The organism is Candidatus Palauibacter sp. (assembly GCF_965216145.1).
Classification (GTDB): domain Bacteria; phylum Gemmatimonadota; class Gemmatimonadetes; order Palauibacterales; family Palauibacteraceae; genus Palauibacter.
Genome location: NZ_OZ244149.1, coordinates 1,822,441 through 1,840,283, shown reverse-complemented (window position 1 = coordinate 1,840,283; position 17,843 = coordinate 1,822,441). Strand labels below are relative to the sequence as shown.

Annotated in this window: 11 protein-coding genes; 5 read left to right on the top strand and 6 right to left on the bottom strand. The window is 69.0% G+C overall.

Going from position 1 to position 17,843, the window contains the following annotated elements:
• Positions 1–13: 13 nt before the first annotated feature.
• Positions 14–1,363: a formimidoylglutamate deiminase gene (gene hutF, locus ACOOHF_RS08040; protein WP_420464108.1), complete on the bottom strand. Its 1,350-nt coding sequence runs from the start codon at positions 1,361–1,363 to the stop codon at positions 14–16.
• A 121-nt stretch (positions 1,364–1,484) separates the two neighbouring features.
• Here hutF and ACOOHF_RS08035 point away from each other — a divergent pair, with 121 nt between their 5' ends.
• Positions 1,485–4,850: a TonB-dependent receptor gene (locus ACOOHF_RS08035; protein WP_420464107.1), complete on the top strand. Its 3,366-nt coding sequence runs from the start codon at positions 1,485–1,487 to the stop codon at positions 4,848–4,850.
• Positions 4,851–4,943: 93 nt separating this feature from the next.
• The gene (locus ACOOHF_RS08030) at positions 4,944–8,309 is read left to right on the top strand and encodes a TonB-dependent receptor (protein WP_420464106.1); all 3,366 of its coding nucleotides are present in this window, start codon (positions 4,944–4,946) and stop codon (positions 8,307–8,309) included.
• A gap of 58 nt (positions 8,310–8,367) precedes the next feature.
• Here ACOOHF_RS08030 and ACOOHF_RS08025 read toward each other — a convergent pair whose 3' ends face one another.
• A complete protein-coding gene (locus ACOOHF_RS08025) occupies positions 8,368–9,531 on the bottom strand; it encodes a 6-bladed beta-propeller (protein ID WP_419934485.1) in 1,164 nt (387 codons plus the stop codon).
• Between the two features lie 230 nt (positions 9,532–9,761).
• On the opposite strand from ACOOHF_RS08025, the gene ACOOHF_RS08020 reads away from it, so the two are divergent.
• Together ACOOHF_RS08020 and ACOOHF_RS08015 are read left to right on the top strand one after the other, a co-directional pair.
• Positions 9,762–12,119, top strand: a complete 2,358-nt coding sequence (locus tag ACOOHF_RS08020; RefSeq protein WP_420464105.1) for a choice-of-anchor B family protein — start codon at positions 9,762–9,764, stop codon at positions 12,117–12,119.
• A 25-nt stretch (positions 12,120–12,144) separates the two neighbouring features.
• Entirely contained in the window at positions 12,145–14,157 is a 2,013-nt protein-coding gene (locus tag ACOOHF_RS08015; protein WP_420464104.1) for a choice-of-anchor B family protein, read from the top strand.
• Between the two features lie 36 nt (positions 14,158–14,193).
• Here ACOOHF_RS08015 and ACOOHF_RS08010 read toward each other — a convergent pair whose 3' ends face one another.
• The 4 genes from ACOOHF_RS08010 to ACOOHF_RS07995 all read right to left on the bottom strand — a co-directional run bounded on the left by ACOOHF_RS08010 (position 14,194) and on the right by ACOOHF_RS07995 (position 17,111).
• Positions 14,194–14,592, bottom strand: a complete 399-nt coding sequence (locus tag ACOOHF_RS08010; protein ID WP_420464103.1) for a type II toxin-antitoxin system VapC family toxin — start codon at positions 14,590–14,592, stop codon at positions 14,194–14,196.
• Positions 14,576–14,827, bottom strand: coding sequence for a type II toxin-antitoxin system Phd/YefM family antitoxin (locus ACOOHF_RS08005; protein WP_420464102.1), 252 nt, complete (start codon positions 14,825–14,827; stop codon positions 14,576–14,578). The genes ACOOHF_RS08010 and ACOOHF_RS08005 overlap by 17 nt, the downstream gene beginning before the upstream one ends.
• 80 nt (positions 14,828–14,907) lie before the next feature.
• Positions 14,908–16,158: an MFS transporter gene (locus ACOOHF_RS08000; RefSeq protein WP_419934480.1), complete on the bottom strand. Its 1,251-nt coding sequence runs from the start codon at positions 16,156–16,158 to the stop codon at positions 14,908–14,910.
• A 62-nt stretch (positions 16,159–16,220) separates the two neighbouring features.
• Positions 16,221–17,111: a cyanophycinase gene (locus tag ACOOHF_RS07995; protein ID WP_420464101.1), complete on the bottom strand. Its 891-nt coding sequence runs from the start codon at positions 17,109–17,111 to the stop codon at positions 16,221–16,223.
• A 232-nt stretch (positions 17,112–17,343) separates the two neighbouring features.
• Here ACOOHF_RS07995 and ACOOHF_RS07990 point away from each other — a divergent pair, with 232 nt between their 5' ends.
• Entirely contained in the window at positions 17,344–17,832 is a 489-nt protein-coding gene (locus tag ACOOHF_RS07990; RefSeq protein WP_420464100.1) for a hypothetical protein, read from the top strand.
• Positions 17,833–17,843 lie beyond the last annotated feature (11 nt).

Genomic DNA, 17,843 nt, shown 5'->3' with positions numbered 1-17,843 from the left:
ACTGCCACGGCCGCTACGCCCAGAGGGCCCGCATCGCCTCTGCGAAGCCGGCTTCGATCTCCGCCTCGCGCGCGAACGAACCGCGCTCGACCCGGCGCTCACCCGCCACGTACACGGCTTCGATGTCGCGATCGTCGCCGGCGACGAGCCACGCGTCCATGATCGTCTCCAGCCCGTGCCCCAGCGTGTGGGGCGTGTCCCGACCCAGCACCACGAGATCCGCTCGGTAACCCGGCTCGATGCGCCCCGGCCGCGAGCCTCCGGCGCGGGAGCCGCTGACCGCCTCGCCACCGCCCCCCGCCAACCAGGACCAGATGGTCGCCCCCGCGCCCTCCGCCGTGGCCAGCCGCGCGCGCCGTCGATCCCTGAGACGCTGGCCGTACTCGAGCTGGCGCGCCTCGTCGATCGCGGACAGCCGCACGTTCGCGTCGGTCCCGACGGCCGCGGCGCCCCCTCCGAGGAAGTGCTCGCGGGCGGCGAAAATCCCGTCGCCGAGGTAGGATTCGGTGAGCGGGCAGAGGACGACTCTCGCCCCGGAGCCGCGAAGCCGGGCGCGCTCCGCGGCCGTCGCGTGCGTCGCATGCACGAGGCTCCAGCGCGGACCCAGTTCGATCGTGTCGCCAAGGAGGTCGATCGGCGTCCGGCCCAGCCTGGCGCGACACTCCTCGACCTCCCGCTCCTGTTCGCTGATGTGGATGTGGATGGGAGACTCCGCTCCGAGCAGCGCGTCGGCGCCCGACACGAGTTCCTCGAGGTCGGCCGGCGGCACCGCGCGGAGCGAATGCGGCGCAATTCCAGCCGTCGCGGCGCCAAGCCCCTCGACCGTGGACAGGAAGTCGCTGACGGATGCGTGCGCGAACCGCCGCTGCTCCGGCAGGATCTCCTCGCCGCCGAAGCCCGCAGTGCGGTAGTAGACGGGAAGAAGACTGATCGGGAGCCCGACATCCGCCGCGGCGGCGAGCACCGCGTCGGTCGTCTCGCGCCCGCGGCCACCATCGGGCCCGTGGTGGAGGTAGTGGAACTCCGCGACGTGGGTGAACCCCGCCCGGAGCATGCGGGCGTACCCGTGGCGCGCCACGGCGAACAACTGCTCCGGCGTGATGGATCCGGCGAGCCGGTACATGGCCTCCCGCCAGCTCCAGAACGAGTCCCCACCCCGCGCCTCCTCCCCGAAGCCGGCCAGTGCGCGCTGGAAGATATGCGAGTGTGCGTTGGGCATCCCGGGGATCGCGAGGAAACCGTCGTAGGGGGCGCGCCCGGCGCGCACGGCGCGAATCGTGCCGTCGCCGGCGATGTCGATCGACCGGTTCCGCTCGAGGCCTCGCGGGCCCAGGATCGCGTGAAACGTCAGGGTGGTGCTCACGACTCCGACAATACTCGGGCGGCCCGCAAACCGGGTAGCCCGCTTCTCCCGCCGTACACGACATCGAGTGCCCCGACGTTGTTCTTGGGGAGGTGGGACTTCAGACACGGAGCTTTCGGATATGAGGAGTCGGAACGCGGCAAGTCGTCTCGCGGGCTTCGTGCTGATCGGGCTGGCTGCGGGGCTGGCCAGCCTCCCGTCCGCCGTCGCCGGCCAGGGCGTCACGACGGCCGGCGTTTCCGGGCTCGTCCTCGACCCGGACGGGCGCCCGATCGCGGGGGCCCGCGTCGAGTTTCGTCACGTTGAAACGGGCGCGACCCACACCACCGTCAGCGACGAGGCGGGCCGTTTCAGCCTGGGCAACCTCCGGCCCGGCGGCCCCTGGACACTCGAGGTCACCCGCATCGGCCTCAGCCCCGTGCAGCGCGAAGATCTGACGCTCAGCGCGGGGCAGCGGCTGCGGCTCGAAGTCCAGCTCTCCGAGACGGCGGTCCCCCTCCCCGAACTCGCCGTCCGCGTCGAGACGGATCCCGAGTTCGACCCCACGCGGATGGGCACGGCGACGGTCGTCAACCGCGAGATCATCGAGGCCCTGCCCACGATCTCGAGGGACATAACGGGATTCGCCCGGCTATCACCGCTGGTGGCCGTGGACGAGATGGGCACGTCCGTGGCGGGGTCGAACATCCGTTTCAACAACATCCAGATCGACGGCGCTCTCAGCCAGGACGTGTTCGGCCTCTCGCCGACGGGCGTGGCCGGGGGGCAAGCGAGGGGGCGCGTGATCCCGCTCGCGGCGATCGAGGAACTCCAGGTGCTCGCGGCGCCGTACGATGTCCGTCAATCCGGTTTCACGGGGGGCGTCCTCAACGCCGTGACGCGGACGGGCTCCAACGATTTCCACGGATCCGCCTTCGGCTTCTTCCGCAACGATGCGCTCGTCGGCGACGCGGTCATCGGCGGCCGGCCGCGGGCGCCGGGGGAGCTGGAGAACCTGTTCGCGGGCTTCGACGCCGGCGGCGCCATCGTGCGTGATCGCCTGCACTTCTTCATCGCGGGCGAGTTGGAGAGGCGAGAGCACCCACCCGATGGATTCACCGTGGGGGTCGACGAAATCGTGCGCACGAAACTCGATCCGGACTCGGTGGCGCGCGTATCGAACCTGCTCTCGGGCTACGGCGTGGACGCGGGCGAGGCCGGCCTGTACACGCTGGAGAACAATCTGGCGAACGTGTTCGCGCGCATCGACGCCCGTCCCGACGCGGACAACTCGCTCATGCTGCGCTACAACCTCGCCTACGCCGCCGACGACCCCGCCGCCAATCGGCTGGCGGGGGATGCGTACGAGATGTCGTCCACCGGGACCCGGATCGAGTCGCGCAACCAGTCGATCGGCGCGCAGTGGCTCTCGACGCTGAGCCCCGGGTGGTCGAACGACCTGATGGTGAACCTGCAGTTCCTCCGCGACCGGGAGACGGCGAACGCGCTCTACCCCCGGATCGAGGTCGATCTCCAGGGCGGCGTCCCGGGGGCGGGTTTCCGGCGGGAGTTGCGCGCGGGCTCCAACTATTCCGGCCCGGACGGCGAACTGGATCAGAGCATCCTGCAGATCTCGAACGCGCTTACGCTGTCGCTCGGAGACCACCATCTGACCGTGGGCGCCGGGTTCGACCGATTCTCCATCCGGCGCGGCTACCTGCCGGGCAGCCTCGGCAGCTACTTCTTTCGCTCCGCGGATGACCTGGAGGCGAACACGCCCTCGGAGTACGTGATCCATGTGCCGCTCTCGGAAGACGCCGGCACGGCGCGGTTCTCCGTGAACCAGCTTTCGGCGTTCGTCCAGGAAGAGACCCGGCTCGGGGATCGGCTCAATGTCCGTCTGGGTCTGCGCATGGACATCCCGCTGATGCCCGACGCGCCGGCGCACAACCCGGCCGTTGAGCGTTCGTTCGGCCTCGGCACGAGCGAACTTCCGAGCGGGGTCATCCACTTCTCGCCGCGAGCCGGGTTCAACCTCGGCCTCGGTGCGGACCGAGGCACGCAGATCAGGGGCGGCGCCGGATTGTTCACGGGCCGGCCGCCCTTCGCGTGGCTCGCCAACGCCTACCAGAACACGGGGCTCTCCTCCGTGTTCGTCACCTGTCGAAGGCGGAATATCGGGGTGCCGGACCCGGAGATCGTGCCGGGCTTCGATCCGGCCGCACCCCCTCCGACCGCCTGCGCGGACGGGTCGCCCGGCACGTTCGGGATCCCCGGCGTGACGGCGTTCGACCCGGGCTTTCGATTCCCCCGCGACTTCAAGACCTCCCTCGCGATCGACCACCGCCTGCCGGAGGGCTTCGTCCTCTCCCTCGAGGGGATCTATGCGCGCGCGGTGAACCAGATCTCGTTCGAGGACATCAACATCGGACTTCCCTTCCTCGAGAGCCAGCGCACGGAGGCGAACGGATTCACGTACGGCTTCGGGTACTCACGCCGCGAGGTGTTCGCGAACCCTGGCGCCGGAAGCGAATACATCGACCCGCCGCCGGGATCCCCTCCCGTGCGGCGGGAACCGATCTTCATCCCGCGCCGGCGGGACGAGGGTTTCGGACAGGTCATCAAGATCGGCGACCGGGCGCGGAACTTCTCCTACGCGCTGAGCGCCCGGCTCCGCAAGCGGTTCGGCGACCGGCTGTCCGTGGACGTCGGATACGCCTTCAACCGCTCCGCCGACGTGCGGAGTCTTGCCTCGCTCGATGCGATCCACAACTTCGGGTTCACGGCCGTCGAAAGGGACCCGAACAACCCCACCAGGCAGGCGTCTCTCTTCGACCGGCCGCATCGACTCGTGGCGAGCGCGATGGCCGCCCTTCCCGCGGTGTTGGGCGGTGGCCGGCTGTCTCTGCTCTATGTGGGGCAGTCGGGGAGGCCCTACTCCTACGTGTACGCCGACGACATCAACGGCGACACCTACCCCGGATTCGGGCGGGCCCTCGATCTCGCCAACGATCTGATCTTCGTGACGGAGAGTGCGTTCGACTTCCCCGGAGGCGGGCGGACCCCGGTGAGCGGCCTCCTGTTCGAACAACTCGTCGCCCAGGAACCCTGCCTCGAGGAGAGCCGGCTGCGGGTCATGCACCGGAACTCATGCCGGACACCCTGGTCAAACGAACTGGACTTCCGGTTCAGCCAGCCCCTCCGCCTGGGCGGCGCGGAAGTGACCCTCACGCTCGACGTGCTCAACGTCCTGAACCTGATCAACCGCGAGTGGGGGCACGTCCAGACGGTGAATCCGGTCGTCCAGCTGCTGAGCGTCAAGGACCGCGTAGCCGGCGATAACCTGGGCGGCATTTTGCCCGTGGACCCCAACCCGCTCCGGGCACGTTACGCGGGTCCGCTCGAGACCGGGGACACGGGCGGAGTGCGCGCCGCGCTGCCCTACGTGCCGCAGATCGGGGCCTCCCAGTGGCAAGCGCAGTTCGGCGTCGCCATCCGCTTCCGCTAGCAGCCGCTGGTGGCGGCCCTCCGGCACGGCCTGCAACAATGAGGGCTCCGGCGCTGTTTTCTCCGGGCATCCGGACATGAAGAGGGGGACACGATGACAAGGGTTCTTGAGAGCCGCGCCGCGCGTTTCGCGCTGGCCACCGTCGCCCTCGTATTCCTGGCCGCGCCGACCGTCCTCTCGGCGCAGGGGGTCACGACCGCCGGCGTCGCCGGCCGCGTGGTCGATGCCGCCGGCGCGCCGGTCGCCGGCGCCCGCATCGAGTTCCTCCACACCCTCACGGGGGCGAGCCATACCGCCCTCAGCGACGCCGACGGCCGTTTCAGCCTCGCCAATCTGCGGCCCGGGGGTCCCTACACGCTCGAAGCCACGCGCATCGGGATGCAGAGGGTGACCCGCGAAGACCTCACGCTCAGCGCCGGGCAGCGGCTCCGACTGGAGATCGAACTCTCCGAGGAGGCGGTCCCCCTGCCGGAGCTGTCCGTCCGGGTCGAGACGGATCCCGAGTTCGATCCCGCGCGGATGGGGTCGACGACGATCGTCAACCAGGAGACGCTCGAGAACCTGCCCACGATCTCGCGGGACTTCACGGCGTTCGCCCAGCTGTCGCCGCTCGTGACGATAGACGAGATGGGCGTCTCCGTCGCCGGTTCGAACTTCCGCTACAACAACATCCAGGTCGACGGCGCCCTCAACCAGGACGTGTTCGGCCTCTCGCCGACCGGCGTCGCCGGCGGCCAGGCGCGGGGACGCGTGATCCCGCTCTCGGCGATCGAGGAACTGCAGGTTCTGGTCGCCCCCTACGACGTGCGGCAATCCGGGTTCACGGGGGGCGTCCTGAACGCGGTCACCCGGACCGGCGGGAACGAGTTCCGTGGCTCCGCCTTCGGGTTCATCCGCGACGACGCCCTCGTCGGCGACGCGGTGATCGGAGGTTTCGCGCGGGAGTCGGGCGACCTGGACAACCTGTTCGCCGGTTTCGACATCGGCGGTCCCATCGTGCGCGACCGCCTGCACTTCTTCGTGGCCGGCGAGGTCGAACGACGCGCACGGCCGCCCGACGGTTTCACGGTGGGCGTCGACGAGGCGGTCCGTTCGCAGCTCGATCCGGACTCGATCGCCCGGGTCTCGGACATCCTCGCGGGCTACGGCGCGGACGCCGGCGAGGCGGGGTTGTACACGCTCGAGAACGACCTCGCGAACCTGTTCACGCGGTTCGACGCGCGCCTCGACGACAACAACTCACTCATGCTGCGCTACAACCTCGCGTTCGCGGCGGACGATCCCGCGCCCAACCGGCTACCCGGGGACGCGTACGAGATGTCGTCGATCGGGACCCGTATCGAATCCCGGAATCACGCGGTCGCCGGACAGTGGCTCTCCACGCTCAGTCCCCGGCTGTCGAACGACCTGATGGTGAATGTGCAGTTCCTCCGCGACCGGGAGACGGCGAACGCGGCCTACCCGCGTGTGGAGGTGCAGATGCAGGGAGGCGCCTCCGGCCGCGGATACCGGCGCGAACTGCGGCTGGGGTCGAGCTTCTCGGGGAACGACAACGAACTCGATCAGGACATCCTTCAGATCTCCAACGCGCTCTCCCTGTCGCTGGGGAGCCATCATCTAACGTTCGGGGGCGGGTTCGAGCGCTTCTCGATCCGGCGCGAATACCTTCCGGGGACGGTCGGAAGCTATTTTTTCAATTCGATGGATGACCTCGCGGCCAACACGCCCTCGGAATACGTCGTCCACGTCCCGCTCACGGACGACGCGGCCACGGCGCGCTTCTCCGTGAACCAGTTCTCCGCCTTCGTGCAGGAGGAGGCACGCGTCGGGGAAGCCCTGAACGTTCGGCTGGGCCTGCGCATGGATGTGCCGGTCATGCCGGACTCGCCCGCTGAGAATCCGGCGGTCCGGCAGTCCTTCGGCGTGAGCACGAGTGCACTCCCGAGCGGCACGCCTCTCCTCTCGCCGCGGGCCGGCTTCAACCTCGGGCTCGGCGAGGGCCGGAGCACGCAGATCCGGGGGGGGGCTGGACTGTTCACGGGGCGGCCGCCGTTCGCGTGGCTCGCCAACGCCTATCAGAACACGGGACTCACCTCCGCCTTCCTGACCTGCCAGCGGCGGAACATCGGCGTCCCCGACCCCGAACTGGTCCCGGCCTTCGATCCGCGGGCACCGTCCCCGACGACGTGCCCGGACGGGAGGGGGCCGGAGTCCGCGACGCCCATCGTGACCGTGTTCGATTCCGACTTCCGCTTCCCGAGGGATTTCAAGGCGTCGCTCGCGATCGACCAGCGTCTCCCGGCGGGATTCGTGCTGTCGCTCGAGGGGATCTACACGAAGGCCGTGAACCAGATCTCGTTCGAGGACCTCAACATCGGCACGGCCATCCCCGCCGGTGAACGGACGCCGGAGAACGGTTTCACCTACGGGTACGGGTACGGAACCCGCGTGTCTTTCGGCGACCCCGGGGCCGGGAGCCAGTTCGTCGATCCGCCGCCGGGCAATCCGCCGGACGCGCGGGAACCGATCTTCTACCCGCGCCGGGTCGACGAGGCGTTCGGCCAGGTCATCCGGCTCGGCGACCGGGCGCGGAACTTCACGTACGCCTTGAGCGCGCGCCTCCGCAAGCGGTTCGGCGAGCGGCTCTCCGTGGACCTCGGGTACGCGTTCAACCGGTCGGCGGATGTCCGGAGTCTCGCTTCGCGCGACGCGATCTCGAACTTCGGGTTCACCGCGATCCAGGGCGACCCGAACGACCCGAGCCTCCAGAGTTCGCTCTTCGACCGGCCCCACAAGCTCGTGGGGAGCGCGACGGCGACCCTCCCGGAGAAGATGGGGGGCGGCCGGATCTCGGTCCTCTACGTGGGGCAGTCCGGGAGACCGTACTCCTACGTGTACGCCGACGACATCAACGGCGACGCCTATCCCGGGCTGGGACGGGCGCTCGATATTGCCAACGATCTCATCTTCGTGACCGAGGGGGCGTTCGACTTTCCCGGCGGAGGAAGCGCACCGATCAGCGGCCTGCTCTTCGAGGGGCTCGTGGGCCAGGAGCCCTGCCTCCAGGAGAACCGGCTCCGGATCGTGCACCGGAACGCGTGCCGGACGCCGTGGTCGAACCAGGTGGACGTTCGCTTCAGTCAGGGCTTCCCGGTGGGCGGCACGGAGGTGGTCCTCACCTTCGACGTCCTCAACGTCCTGAACCTGTTCAACCGGAACTGGGGTCACGTCCAGGCCGTGAACCCGGTCGTGCAGCTTCTCAGCGTGGAGAGCCGGATCGAAGACGACCCCGAGCCGAACAGCGTCCTGCCGGAGTTCGATGATCCGCTGCGGGCCCGCTATGTCGGCGCACTCCAGACGGGCGAGACGGGCGGCATCCGGGCCGCGGTCCCCTATGTTCCACAGATCGGCGCGTCGCAGTGGCAGGCCCAGTTCGGCATCGCGATCCGTTTCCACTAGCGGGTGTCCGCGGCGAAGCCCGGCTACGGACCGGGGCGGTCGCTTCGGCTGGAGAACCTCAACGTGTCACGCGCAGGCGCACCACGTATTGCAGGTCCAGCGCGCCTTTCGTTACCGCCGTAATCGTGCCCCTGCCGAAAACGGGAAAGGGCTTCGGTTCGATCGGGACCGGGGGGACGACGACTCCCTGATAGACACCGCCCGCGTCGAAGACATCCCAGGCCTCGATCGCGCCCTCGTCTGTGGTGACCCAGATCCAGCCGTCGGCGCTCACGTTCACGTCCTCGAGAACTGGCTTGTGATCGGGCAGCCGGCGCTCGTCGAGTCCCGTGGCGACGGCGAGGCTGTCGCGTTCCCGACCCTCCAGTCGAGGCGCAGGGCGCAGCAGTCGCACCGTGCGCAGCGTGTCTCCGGCGTAGCTGACCTCGTGTAGATCGAACGTGGCCTCGTTGGCGAGCCAGACCTCTCCTTCACGGTCTACGGTGGACTCCATTTGCGGGGAGTGCGGGATGGGCGACAGCTCCTGGAGTTGCGCGCGGCCGTCCCCGTAGATTCGGGAGTACCACTCCAGCTCAACCGCCGGTACCGGGAAGGCACCCAGGGCCGTGAGCGCCGGACCCGGACCGTACTTGTCGATTCGGCGCTCGCCCTGGTTCCAGACGTGCAGGTTCGCGTCCGCGTCCACCCACATCGGCCAGGGGAGGCTGGCGCCCATCGGCCGTCCGAGCCCGTGCGCCTCCAGTGCGTTCCCGAGGGAATCGAAGACGGTAAGGCGATGATGGAGGGCATCCATCGCCCAGAGGAAACCGGGCCTCTGCCAGGCAATTCCGGCGAGCATGGAGAACTCTCCGGGTCCGTCGCCCGCACCTCCGAAGGTCCTGAGGCACGCCCCTTCCGGAGAGAAGACGCGGATGTCGTTCGTCTGGAGATCCGCCACGTAGATGCGGCCATTATCGTCAACGGCGAGGGAGAATGCCTGGCCGAAGGCCGAACACGGGTCATCGACGGACCCGATGCGGAGGTCTTCCACGAGAGTCGGAGGTCGCACCGGCGGCGTTTCGACCGCAGTCGGGTTGGTAACGAGGATCCGTCCGTCACGCAGGGTGTCCACCTGCAATACCGCAGCGCCGCCTTCCCTGGCGGATGTCTCACAGCCGGCCAGCGCGGTGACGACGATGAGCGCCAGCCCGCTTGTTCCGACCTGCCCTGGAAGATCCTTCATTTCTTCCTCCGTATGGGGTTCGGGAAGATCACCGCCGGACGGTTACGGCGCACAGGCGTCGACCCTACCTTGGCCCACAGCATCCAGGTCATAGTCCAGCAGGAGCAAGAGCCCCAATGCGATCTCCTCGATTTCGATTCGTCCGCGTTGCCGGACCGATTGTTCTCCTTGCCACAGGACTGGCGGTGCCGGCGGCCGCGCAGACGCATGCCGGTAGCCTGAACGAAGCCATGGCGGCCCCGCTGATCGGCTTCGGGGCGGCGGCGGCCGTTTCCGGCGGCGAGATCTTCGTCTCGCGGCCGGGGGAGTTCGCGGCGTTCCCGATGCCTGGTTCGGAAGCCGGTAGCGTCCACCTATTCCGGCACGGCGCGGACGGTTGGGCGGAGGTCGCCGTCATATCGGCGCCGAGCGGAGTGTACGGAGACGGTTTCGGGGAGGCGCTCGCGGTCGAGGGCGATGTGCTCGTGGTGGGCGCGCCGAAGGAGAACGAGGGTCGCGGAGCCGCATACGTCTTCGTCCGCGAAGGGGACATGTGGAGTTCCTGGGAGAGGCTGGAGGCGCCGGACGCGATGCCGGGAGACGCTTTCGGTTCTTCGGTCGCCATCGGGGCCGGCGCGCAGTTCGGCGTAGTCGGGGCGCCGGGACGCGGGGCCAGCGGCGCCGTGTTCGCATACGTGCAGTCCGACATGGGCTTGGCGTCGGTCGAACTCACCGGGTCCGACGCCCCGGCCGACGCCCGTTTCGGCGCAGCCGTCAGCGTGGAGGGCGATCTGGCCCTCGTGGGCGCCCCGGGGCCCTTCGCACTCAGCCAGTTCGCCGCGCCGTCCCCGCCGCAGGCAGGGACCGGTTACGTATTCCGGCGAACCGGGACCGGGTGGGATGAGGTCGCGCGTCTGACGCCGGCCGGAGGCGTCGTGGCCGGCCTGTCCGCCGTGCTCCTGGACGGAGAGGCGTACCTCGGGTCACCCCTCGGCAATCAGGCGCAGGGAGCCGTCTTCCGCTTCGGAGCCGACGCGGACGGGGCGTGGTCACAGACCGGCACGATCGGGGCCGCCTCGCCCGCTCCGGCGGCCTTCTTCGGTTACTCCCTCGCCCGGGCGGCGGACGGGCGACTCGTGGTCGGAGCACCGGGCACCAACGCCTTCTCGGGCGCGGCGCACGCCCTCCATGCAGGTGACGATGGCGCCTGGAGCGAGGAGGCCGTCCTGGAGGCCGAGACCCGCGGGCTCATGGGCTTCATGGGCAGCTCGGTGGCTGGAGGTGACGGCCTCGCCGTGGTCGGCGCCCCCGGTTCGGAGTTCTTCGAGGGCATCGGCTTCGTGTTCGAGCGCGACGACGGCGGGGCGTGGAGCGAGGCGGCCCCCATCCACGAGGCCGAGTCCGGCCTGGCCGCCGTGATCGGCGAAGAGCAGCAGTGCTCCGACGACGGGATGGTGGCGGGATTCGACTGTGCCGACGTGGACCTCGTCTCCTTCCTCCCCGCCCGTGAGGTCGGCGGCGCGCGCGGGATCATGGTCAGCGACATCTGGGGCTGGGTGGACCCGCAGACGGGCCGGGAGTACGCGATCCTGGGACGGTTCGACGGGACCTCGTTCATCGACGTGACGGACGCCGGGAACCCCGTCTACCTCGGGAACCTCCCCCTCACCGAGGGCGCGACCCCAAACCTTTGGCGCGACATGAAGGTCTACGCCGACCACACCTTCATCGTGGCGGACAACGCGGGCGAACACGGGATGCAGGTGTTCGATCTCACGCGACTCCGGGACGTGACCAACCCTCCGGCGGACTTCGACGAGGACGCGCACTACGCCGAGTTCGCCTCCGCGCACAACATCGTCATCAACGAGGCGTCGGGCTTCGCCTACGTGGTGGGCGGCAGCGGCGGCGGCGAGACGTGCGGCGGCGCGCTGCACATGGTGGACATCCGCGACCCCGGGAACCCGACGTTCGCTGGCTGCTTTGCGGACCCGGAGACGGGGAATGCCGGGTCGGGCGGGTACACCCACGACGCGCAGTGCGTCATGTACCGGGGACCCGACGAGGACCACGCGGGAAAAGAGGTGTGCTTCAACGCGAGCGCGACGAAGCTCGGCATCGGAGATGTGACCGACAAGGAGAACCCGACACCGATCTCGAACGCCGCCTACCCGAACGTGGCCTATTCCCATCAGGGGTGGCTGTCGGAGGACCAGCGCTACTTCTACCTGAATGACGAACTCGACGAGCTTTCGGGCGGGACCACGGGCACGCGGACGCTGGTGTGGGACGTGGCGGATCTGGACGATCCGGTGCTCGTCCGGGAGTTCGTACAGGACAACGCGGCATCGGACCACAACCTCTACGTCCGCGGCGATCTCATGTACCAGTCGAACTACGTGAGCGGACTCCGGATCTTCGACATCTCGGACCCGGAGAACCCCGTGCCGGCCGGCTTCTTCGACACGGTGCCCGGGAGCCCGGACGCACCCGGCTTCGCGGGGTCCTGGAGCAACTACCCGTTCTTCCCCTCGGGCAACATCATCGTGTCGAGCATGCGCGAGGGACTGTTCGTCCTGAAGAAGCGGGAGACCGCGCTCGTTCCGTAACAGACCGCCGACCGGAGTCGATCTTATGCGATTCCCGCAATCACGTTTCGTCCGTCTCGTCGGAATGGGCGCGCTCTTCGCGGGCACCATGCCGTCTCCGGCGGCGGCACAGACCCACGCCCGCAGCCTGGATGATGCCGCCGCGGCGCCGCTCATCGGCTTCGGGGCGGCGGTGGCCGTCTCCGGCGGCGAGATCTTCGTCTCCAGGCCGGGTGAGTTCGTGGGGTTCCCCATGCCCGGGTCGGAGGCCGGCAGCGTCCACGTGTTCCGCCGCGATGAAGACGGGTGGGCGGAGGTCGCCACGATCGAGGCCCCGAGCGGGGTCTACGGAGACGGTTTCGGCACGGTGCTGGCCGTCCGGAACGACTTCCTCGTGGTAGGCGCGCCGAAGGAGAACGACCGCCGAGGCGCGGCGTACGTCTTCGTCCGTGAAGGCGGGGCGTGGCATCTCCTGGAGCGGCTGGAGGCCCCCGACGCAGTGCCGGGAGACGACTTCGGCTCTTCTATTACCATGGAAACGGGCTACGGGCGATCCATCTCGTGGCTCTTAGGCGCGCCGGGAAGGGGCACGACCGGTTCCGTCTTCCGCTATCTCTACTACTCAGCCGATCAAGTCGTGCGGCGCGGCGGGTTCGATACCACGGGTAGGGACGAACTCACCGGGAGCAGCGCCCCGGACGGCGCCAGATTCGGCGCGGCCGTGAGCCTGGATGGCGACATGGTGCTGGTCGGCGCTCCCGGGTCGGAGTTCTTCGAGGGCATCGGCTTCGTGTTCGAACGGGACGAGGACGGCGGGTGGACGGAGGCCACGCCGTTCCACGAGACGGGATCCGGTCTGCAAGCGGTCACCGGCGAGGAGCGGCGCTGTTCCGACCAGGGCACGGTCGCCGGCTTCTCGTGCGCCGACGTGGACCTCGTCTCCCTGCTCCCCCCGCACGAGGTGGGAGGCTCGCGCGGGATCATGGTTAACGACATCTGGGGTTGGGTCGACCCGCAGACGGGCCGCGAATACGCGATCCTCGGCCGCTTCGACGGGACCTCCTTCATCGACGTGACGGACGCCGGGAACCCGGTCTATCTCGGGGACCTTCCCCTCACCGAGGGCGCGACCCCGAACCTGTGGCGCGACATGAAGGTCTATGCCGACCACACGTTCATCGTGGCGGACAACGCGGGCGAACACGGGATCCAGGTGTTCGACCTCACCCGTCTCCGGGACGTGACCAACCCTCCCGTCGAGTTCGACGAGGATGCGCACTACTCGGAGTTCCACTCGGCGCACAACATCGTCATCAATGAAGAGTCGGGCTTCGCCTATGTGGTCGGTGGAAGCGGCGGCGGCCAGACGTGCGGCGGCGCCCTGCACATGGTCGACATCCGGGATCCGCTGAATCCCACCTTCGCCGGCTGTTACGCGGACCCCGACACGGGAAACGCGGGATCGGGCGGTTACACGCACGACGCGCAGTGCGTGACCTACCGGGGTCCCGACGCGGATTACGCGGGCCGGGAGGTGTGCTTCAACGCGAGCGCGGCGAAGCTCGGCATCGGCGATGTGACCGACAAGGACAATCCGAGGCCGATCGCGAACGCCTCGCACCCCAACGTGGCCTTTTCCCACCAGGGGTGGTTGTCGGAGGACCAGCGGTACTTCTACCTGAACGACGAACTGGACGAGATCCAGGGCCTCGCGACGGGGACCCGGACGCTGGTGTGGGACGTGCAGGATCTCGACGAGCCGGTCCTCGTGCGTGAGTTCGTGCAGGACAATCCGGCCACCGACCATAACCTGTATGTCCGCGGCGACTTCATGTACCAGTCGAACTACGTGAGCGGACTCCGGATCTTCGACATCTCGGATCCCGAGAACCCCGCCCCGGCCGGCTTCTTCGACACGGTGCCGGGGAGTCCGGACCAGCCGGGTTTCGCGGGATCCTTCAGCAACTACCCGTTCTTCCCCTCCGGCAACATCATCGTGTCGAGCATGCGCGAGGGGATGTTCGTGCTCAGGAAGCGGGAGACCGCCCTCGTGCCCTAGTCGGCGTGGCGTAGCGTCCGCGCGGCTGGTTAGGGCTCATGACAGGGTTTCCACCAGGTTCGCTTCAATGATCCTGCGGTCGTGCGTCAGCAGCGTCGCGCCGAACACCCGGGCTGTGGCGACGAGGATCCGGTCTGCGGGATCCCGGTGGAAGGAGTCGGGCAGGGCGGTGAGTTCCGCCGCGATGGCCGGCGAGATCCCCTGCCGCCTGACGAGGGGCGGGGCGACCGCCTTGTCCAGCCACTCCCGCAGGGGGACGGCCAGCAGGATGCGGCCCAGGTCGCAGAGGGCAGCGATTTCCCAGAGCGAGATGTCCGACACGAGCAACGGCGAATCGGCGCTCGCGGACGCGACGACCTCCCGCTGCTCCGGCGAGAGTCGTGAGACATCGTTCAACCACCAGATCAGGACGTGCGTGTCAAGCAGCGCCGTCATCGCCGAGACTCTCCCAGTGGTCTTCGGGAACGGCCGGTCCCACGATGTCGCCGACGCTGGTTACCGTGCCCTTCAGTTCCCCCTGAGGGTACTCGGCCCGGGCTCGGCTTGGAGGCCAAAGTTCGGCCACCGGCCGTCCACGCTTGAGGATGACAACGCGTTCCCCCGTCTCACGGACGCGATCGAGGATGGCGAGGCAGCGGGCCTTGAAGTCGGATGCGTTGATCGTTTCCATATGACCAGTATTGATGACTGGTCATATCATGTCAAGCAGGTTCGGGTTCCGTGTGCTGTTGTCGGAAGAGACGGCGTCGCTCAGTCGGCGGAGGCGCGGGTGACGCGGCGAAAGACGAGGGCGGCGAGGAGGCCGATGGCGCCGAAGCCCGCCACGGCCGCGAACATGTGCTGGTGCCCCGGGAGACCCGGTGAACGGTCCAGCAGGACGCCCATCAGCGGCCCCATGAACACGTCGGGCGTGAAGCCGAGCACGGATACGACGCCGGCCGCACTCCCCGTGTAGGCGAGCGGCACGGCGCCCTCGGCCAGGAGGGCGAAGTAGACGCCGCGGAGCGCGTAGATGCCCACGCCGGCGGTCACGATCGTGGCGATGAGCATCCAGGCCGGGCCGGGGACGAGGACCCCGGACGCGATCAGGAGGCAGCCGCCGATCAGGATCGCGAAGCCTCCGACGATGACGCGGGAAGAGTCGAGGCGGTCGCCGAGGTAGCCCGCGGTGACGGCTGCCGCGGCGCGGACCCAGAGCGAGAGCGTACTCACCCCCGAGGCCTGCACGTCGTCGAATCCGAGCGCGTCCCGCGACAGGAGCGAGAAGTCGTCCGTCGCCTTGTACCCGGTGTAGGCGCAGACGACGATGACGGCCTGCAGCCACACGGCCGGCATGCGGCAGGCGGCCCTCACGCCTCTCAGGGAGAGCCTCTGCCGCCCGCCGGCCTCGTCGCGGGGCGTGCTGTCGGGAACGAGGATCCATACCAGCGCCGCGATGCCCAGCGTGATCCCCGTGAAGACCCAGATCACCCCGCGGAAGGCGACGGCTCGCTGCTCCAGCGTGGCTGACGGCACATCGCTCGGGAGGAGCGCGGCGAAGATGGCCACGGAGAGCGACGCGACGAGCGCCGCGAGCAGTCCGCGTCCCCCGTCGAGCAGCCCGTAGGCACGTCCCTGCTGCGAATGGCCGCCCCACTCGCGGATGGCCCGGATCATCGCCGCCCAGAAGAGGAGGATGGTCGTCATCCCCCAGAAGGCCCACAGCAAGTTCATGATCCGCGGCGGGGGGAAGCCCGCCAGTACGATCCCCCCGAGTCCGGTCGCGAGGAGGGCGAGGGCCATCAGCCGGCGGGCGGAGTACCGGTCGGCGAGCGGTCCGCCGGCGAAGTAGGCCGCCATCGCCACGACCCCGTACAGCGAGAATGCGGTGCCCAACTCCAGGTTGGTGATCCCGAATACGTCGAGCAGCGTCGGCCGGAAGACGCGCGCGAGGACGAAGGGGAGGAAGAAGGCGGTCTCCCCGGCCGCGATGAGGGCGAAGAGGACGAGCCCTCGCCTCATCGGACTCCCCTCCGGGTGCGGGTCAGCAGTCGGGTCGGCCAGTCAGCCGCCGGGCGCGCGGGTCACCGTTCGGGCCGGCGGCGCGGCCACGGGCTCGCCTCGACCCGTCCCAGCGGCGCGAACTGTCGCGTCGCGCGATAGGCCTGACGCTCCGCCAGGTCGAACTGGTCCCCCGGCGCGAGGAAGTAGAAGAGGCCGCCGCTGTCGAGCATGCTCTGGTTGTCGTAGATGGCCACGTACGACTCCCCAATCACCTCGAAGCGGTCTCCTTGCACGACGATGGCCGTGTTCTCGTCGATCCCGATCCCCAGAAGTTCGGGCCTCGCTTCGATGATCTCGATGAGGTCGAACTGCCGGTTGCGCTGAAGGAGGTGCTGGTCCACGGCGGTGTTTCGCAGGAACCCGAAGCCTTCTTCATGGCTCCCCATCATGACCGTGTTCGTAGCCGTGTCGCCGCGGGCCAGGTACGACCCCTGGATCGTCGCGCCGGCCGACGAGCCGCCGATCACGCCGCCACGTTCGAGGAGCGCCCACAGTTCCTCCTCGGTCCGGGTCCCCATGTACGAATCGACCAGGCGCCACTGACGCCCCCCGGTGAACCAGACGCCGCTCGCCTCCCGGATCGCCGCCACGAAGGCCTCGCTGTCCGCTTCGTCGCGGTCGTTCGTGTGCCGAAGCGTGAGGTTCCGGACGCCGGCCAACTGGAACGGTCGCAGCCCGCCGAAGGACAGGTCGTACGACTCCTGTCCGGCGGCCGTGGGGATGACGACGATCCGGGCGCCGGGCCCGCCCGCCAACTGCACGAAGCGGTCCACGATCTCCGGACTTTGCATCGCGCCGCCCACGACGACGAGCGCTCCGTTGGCCGGGCCGACCTCCTGCGCCGCGATCTCGACCGTGCCGACGGCCGCCAGCGAGAGCAGCCCACAGGCCGCGCTCAAGGCCGCGCTCAAGGCTGTGCTCGACGCTCTGCGCATCGCCCTCGTTCCTCGCATGGTTCGACCCTCCCGCTACGGTGGCGCCGGACGCCGGAATCGTCCGGCCGTCCGGTATCCCGGCCTCTCACCGGGGGATGGCACGGTAAGCCGATCGCCGATTCCGGGCGAGGCTCGGGCCCGGAACGCGCTTGTCGCCCACCGCGGGCCGCGCCACGTTGCGGGCCTGACCACCACGGGAGGCTCGGCCATGTACGCATCGTCCACTACGCTCGTCGGCTCTTCCCTTTGCCTGGCCGCATTCGTCGCGGGGATCGCGACCTTCCCTTCCCCGCCGGCCGGCACCTCGCTGGCGCCGCAAGCCGACGCCCTCGAGGGCGCGTGGGCCGCTCACGAGTACGTCCTCGCGACCGGCCCGCGACACCCCGTCCGGGGACGGATCATGTTCACGAGCGGGGAATGGCAGGTCCTCTTCTTCGTCATGGACGGGGACGAACCGAAGCGCGGCTCGGGCGAAGGCGGGCGCTACACCTTCGACGGCGAGACGCTGACCTTCGAGCACCTCCATCACCTCTCGATCGGACGCACGATGGCGGGCCTGCCGGCGAGCCCGCTCGCCATGACGGCGAGAGAGGGCGACGGTCCGCTCGAACCCACCGGCGTCGAGATCGACGGAGACGAACTCAGACTGCTTTTCCCGAGCGGAAACTCGATGTCGTTCATCCGCATCGGCGGCTGATGCGATGGGTG

Bases quoted from the DNA above. Each gene is read 5' to 3' on its own strand.
- ACOOHF_RS08035 (WP_420464107.1), top strand. From the start codon at position 1,485: ATGAGGAGTCGGAACGCGGCAAGTCGTCTCGCGGGCTTCGTGCTGATC.
- ACOOHF_RS08030 (WP_420464106.1), top strand. From the start codon at position 4,944: ATGACAAGGGTTCTTGAGAGCCGCGCCGCGCGTTTCGCGCTGGCCACC.
- ACOOHF_RS08025 (WP_419934485.1), bottom strand. From the start codon at position 9,531: ATGAAGGATCTTCCAGGGCAGGTCGGAACAAGCGGGCTGGCGCTCATC.
- ACOOHF_RS08020 (WP_420464105.1), top strand. From the start codon at position 9,762: ATGGCGGCCCCGCTGATCGGCTTCGGGGCGGCGGCGGCCGTTTCCGGC.
- ACOOHF_RS08015 (WP_420464104.1), top strand. From the start codon at position 12,145: ATGCGATTCCCGCAATCACGTTTCGTCCGTCTCGTCGGAATGGGCGCG.
- ACOOHF_RS08010 (WP_420464103.1), bottom strand. From the start codon at position 14,592: ATGACGGCGCTGCTTGACACGCACGTCCTGATCTGGTGGTTGAACGAT.
- ACOOHF_RS08005 (WP_420464102.1), bottom strand. From the start codon at position 14,827: ATGGAAACGATCAACGCATCCGACTTCAAGGCCCGCTGCCTCGCCATC.
- ACOOHF_RS08000 (WP_419934480.1), bottom strand. From the start codon at position 16,158: ATGAGGCGAGGGCTCGTCCTCTTCGCCCTCATCGCGGCCGGGGAGACC.
- ACOOHF_RS07990 (WP_420464100.1), top strand. From the start codon at position 17,344: ATGTACGCATCGTCCACTACGCTCGTCGGCTCTTCCCTTTGCCTGGCC.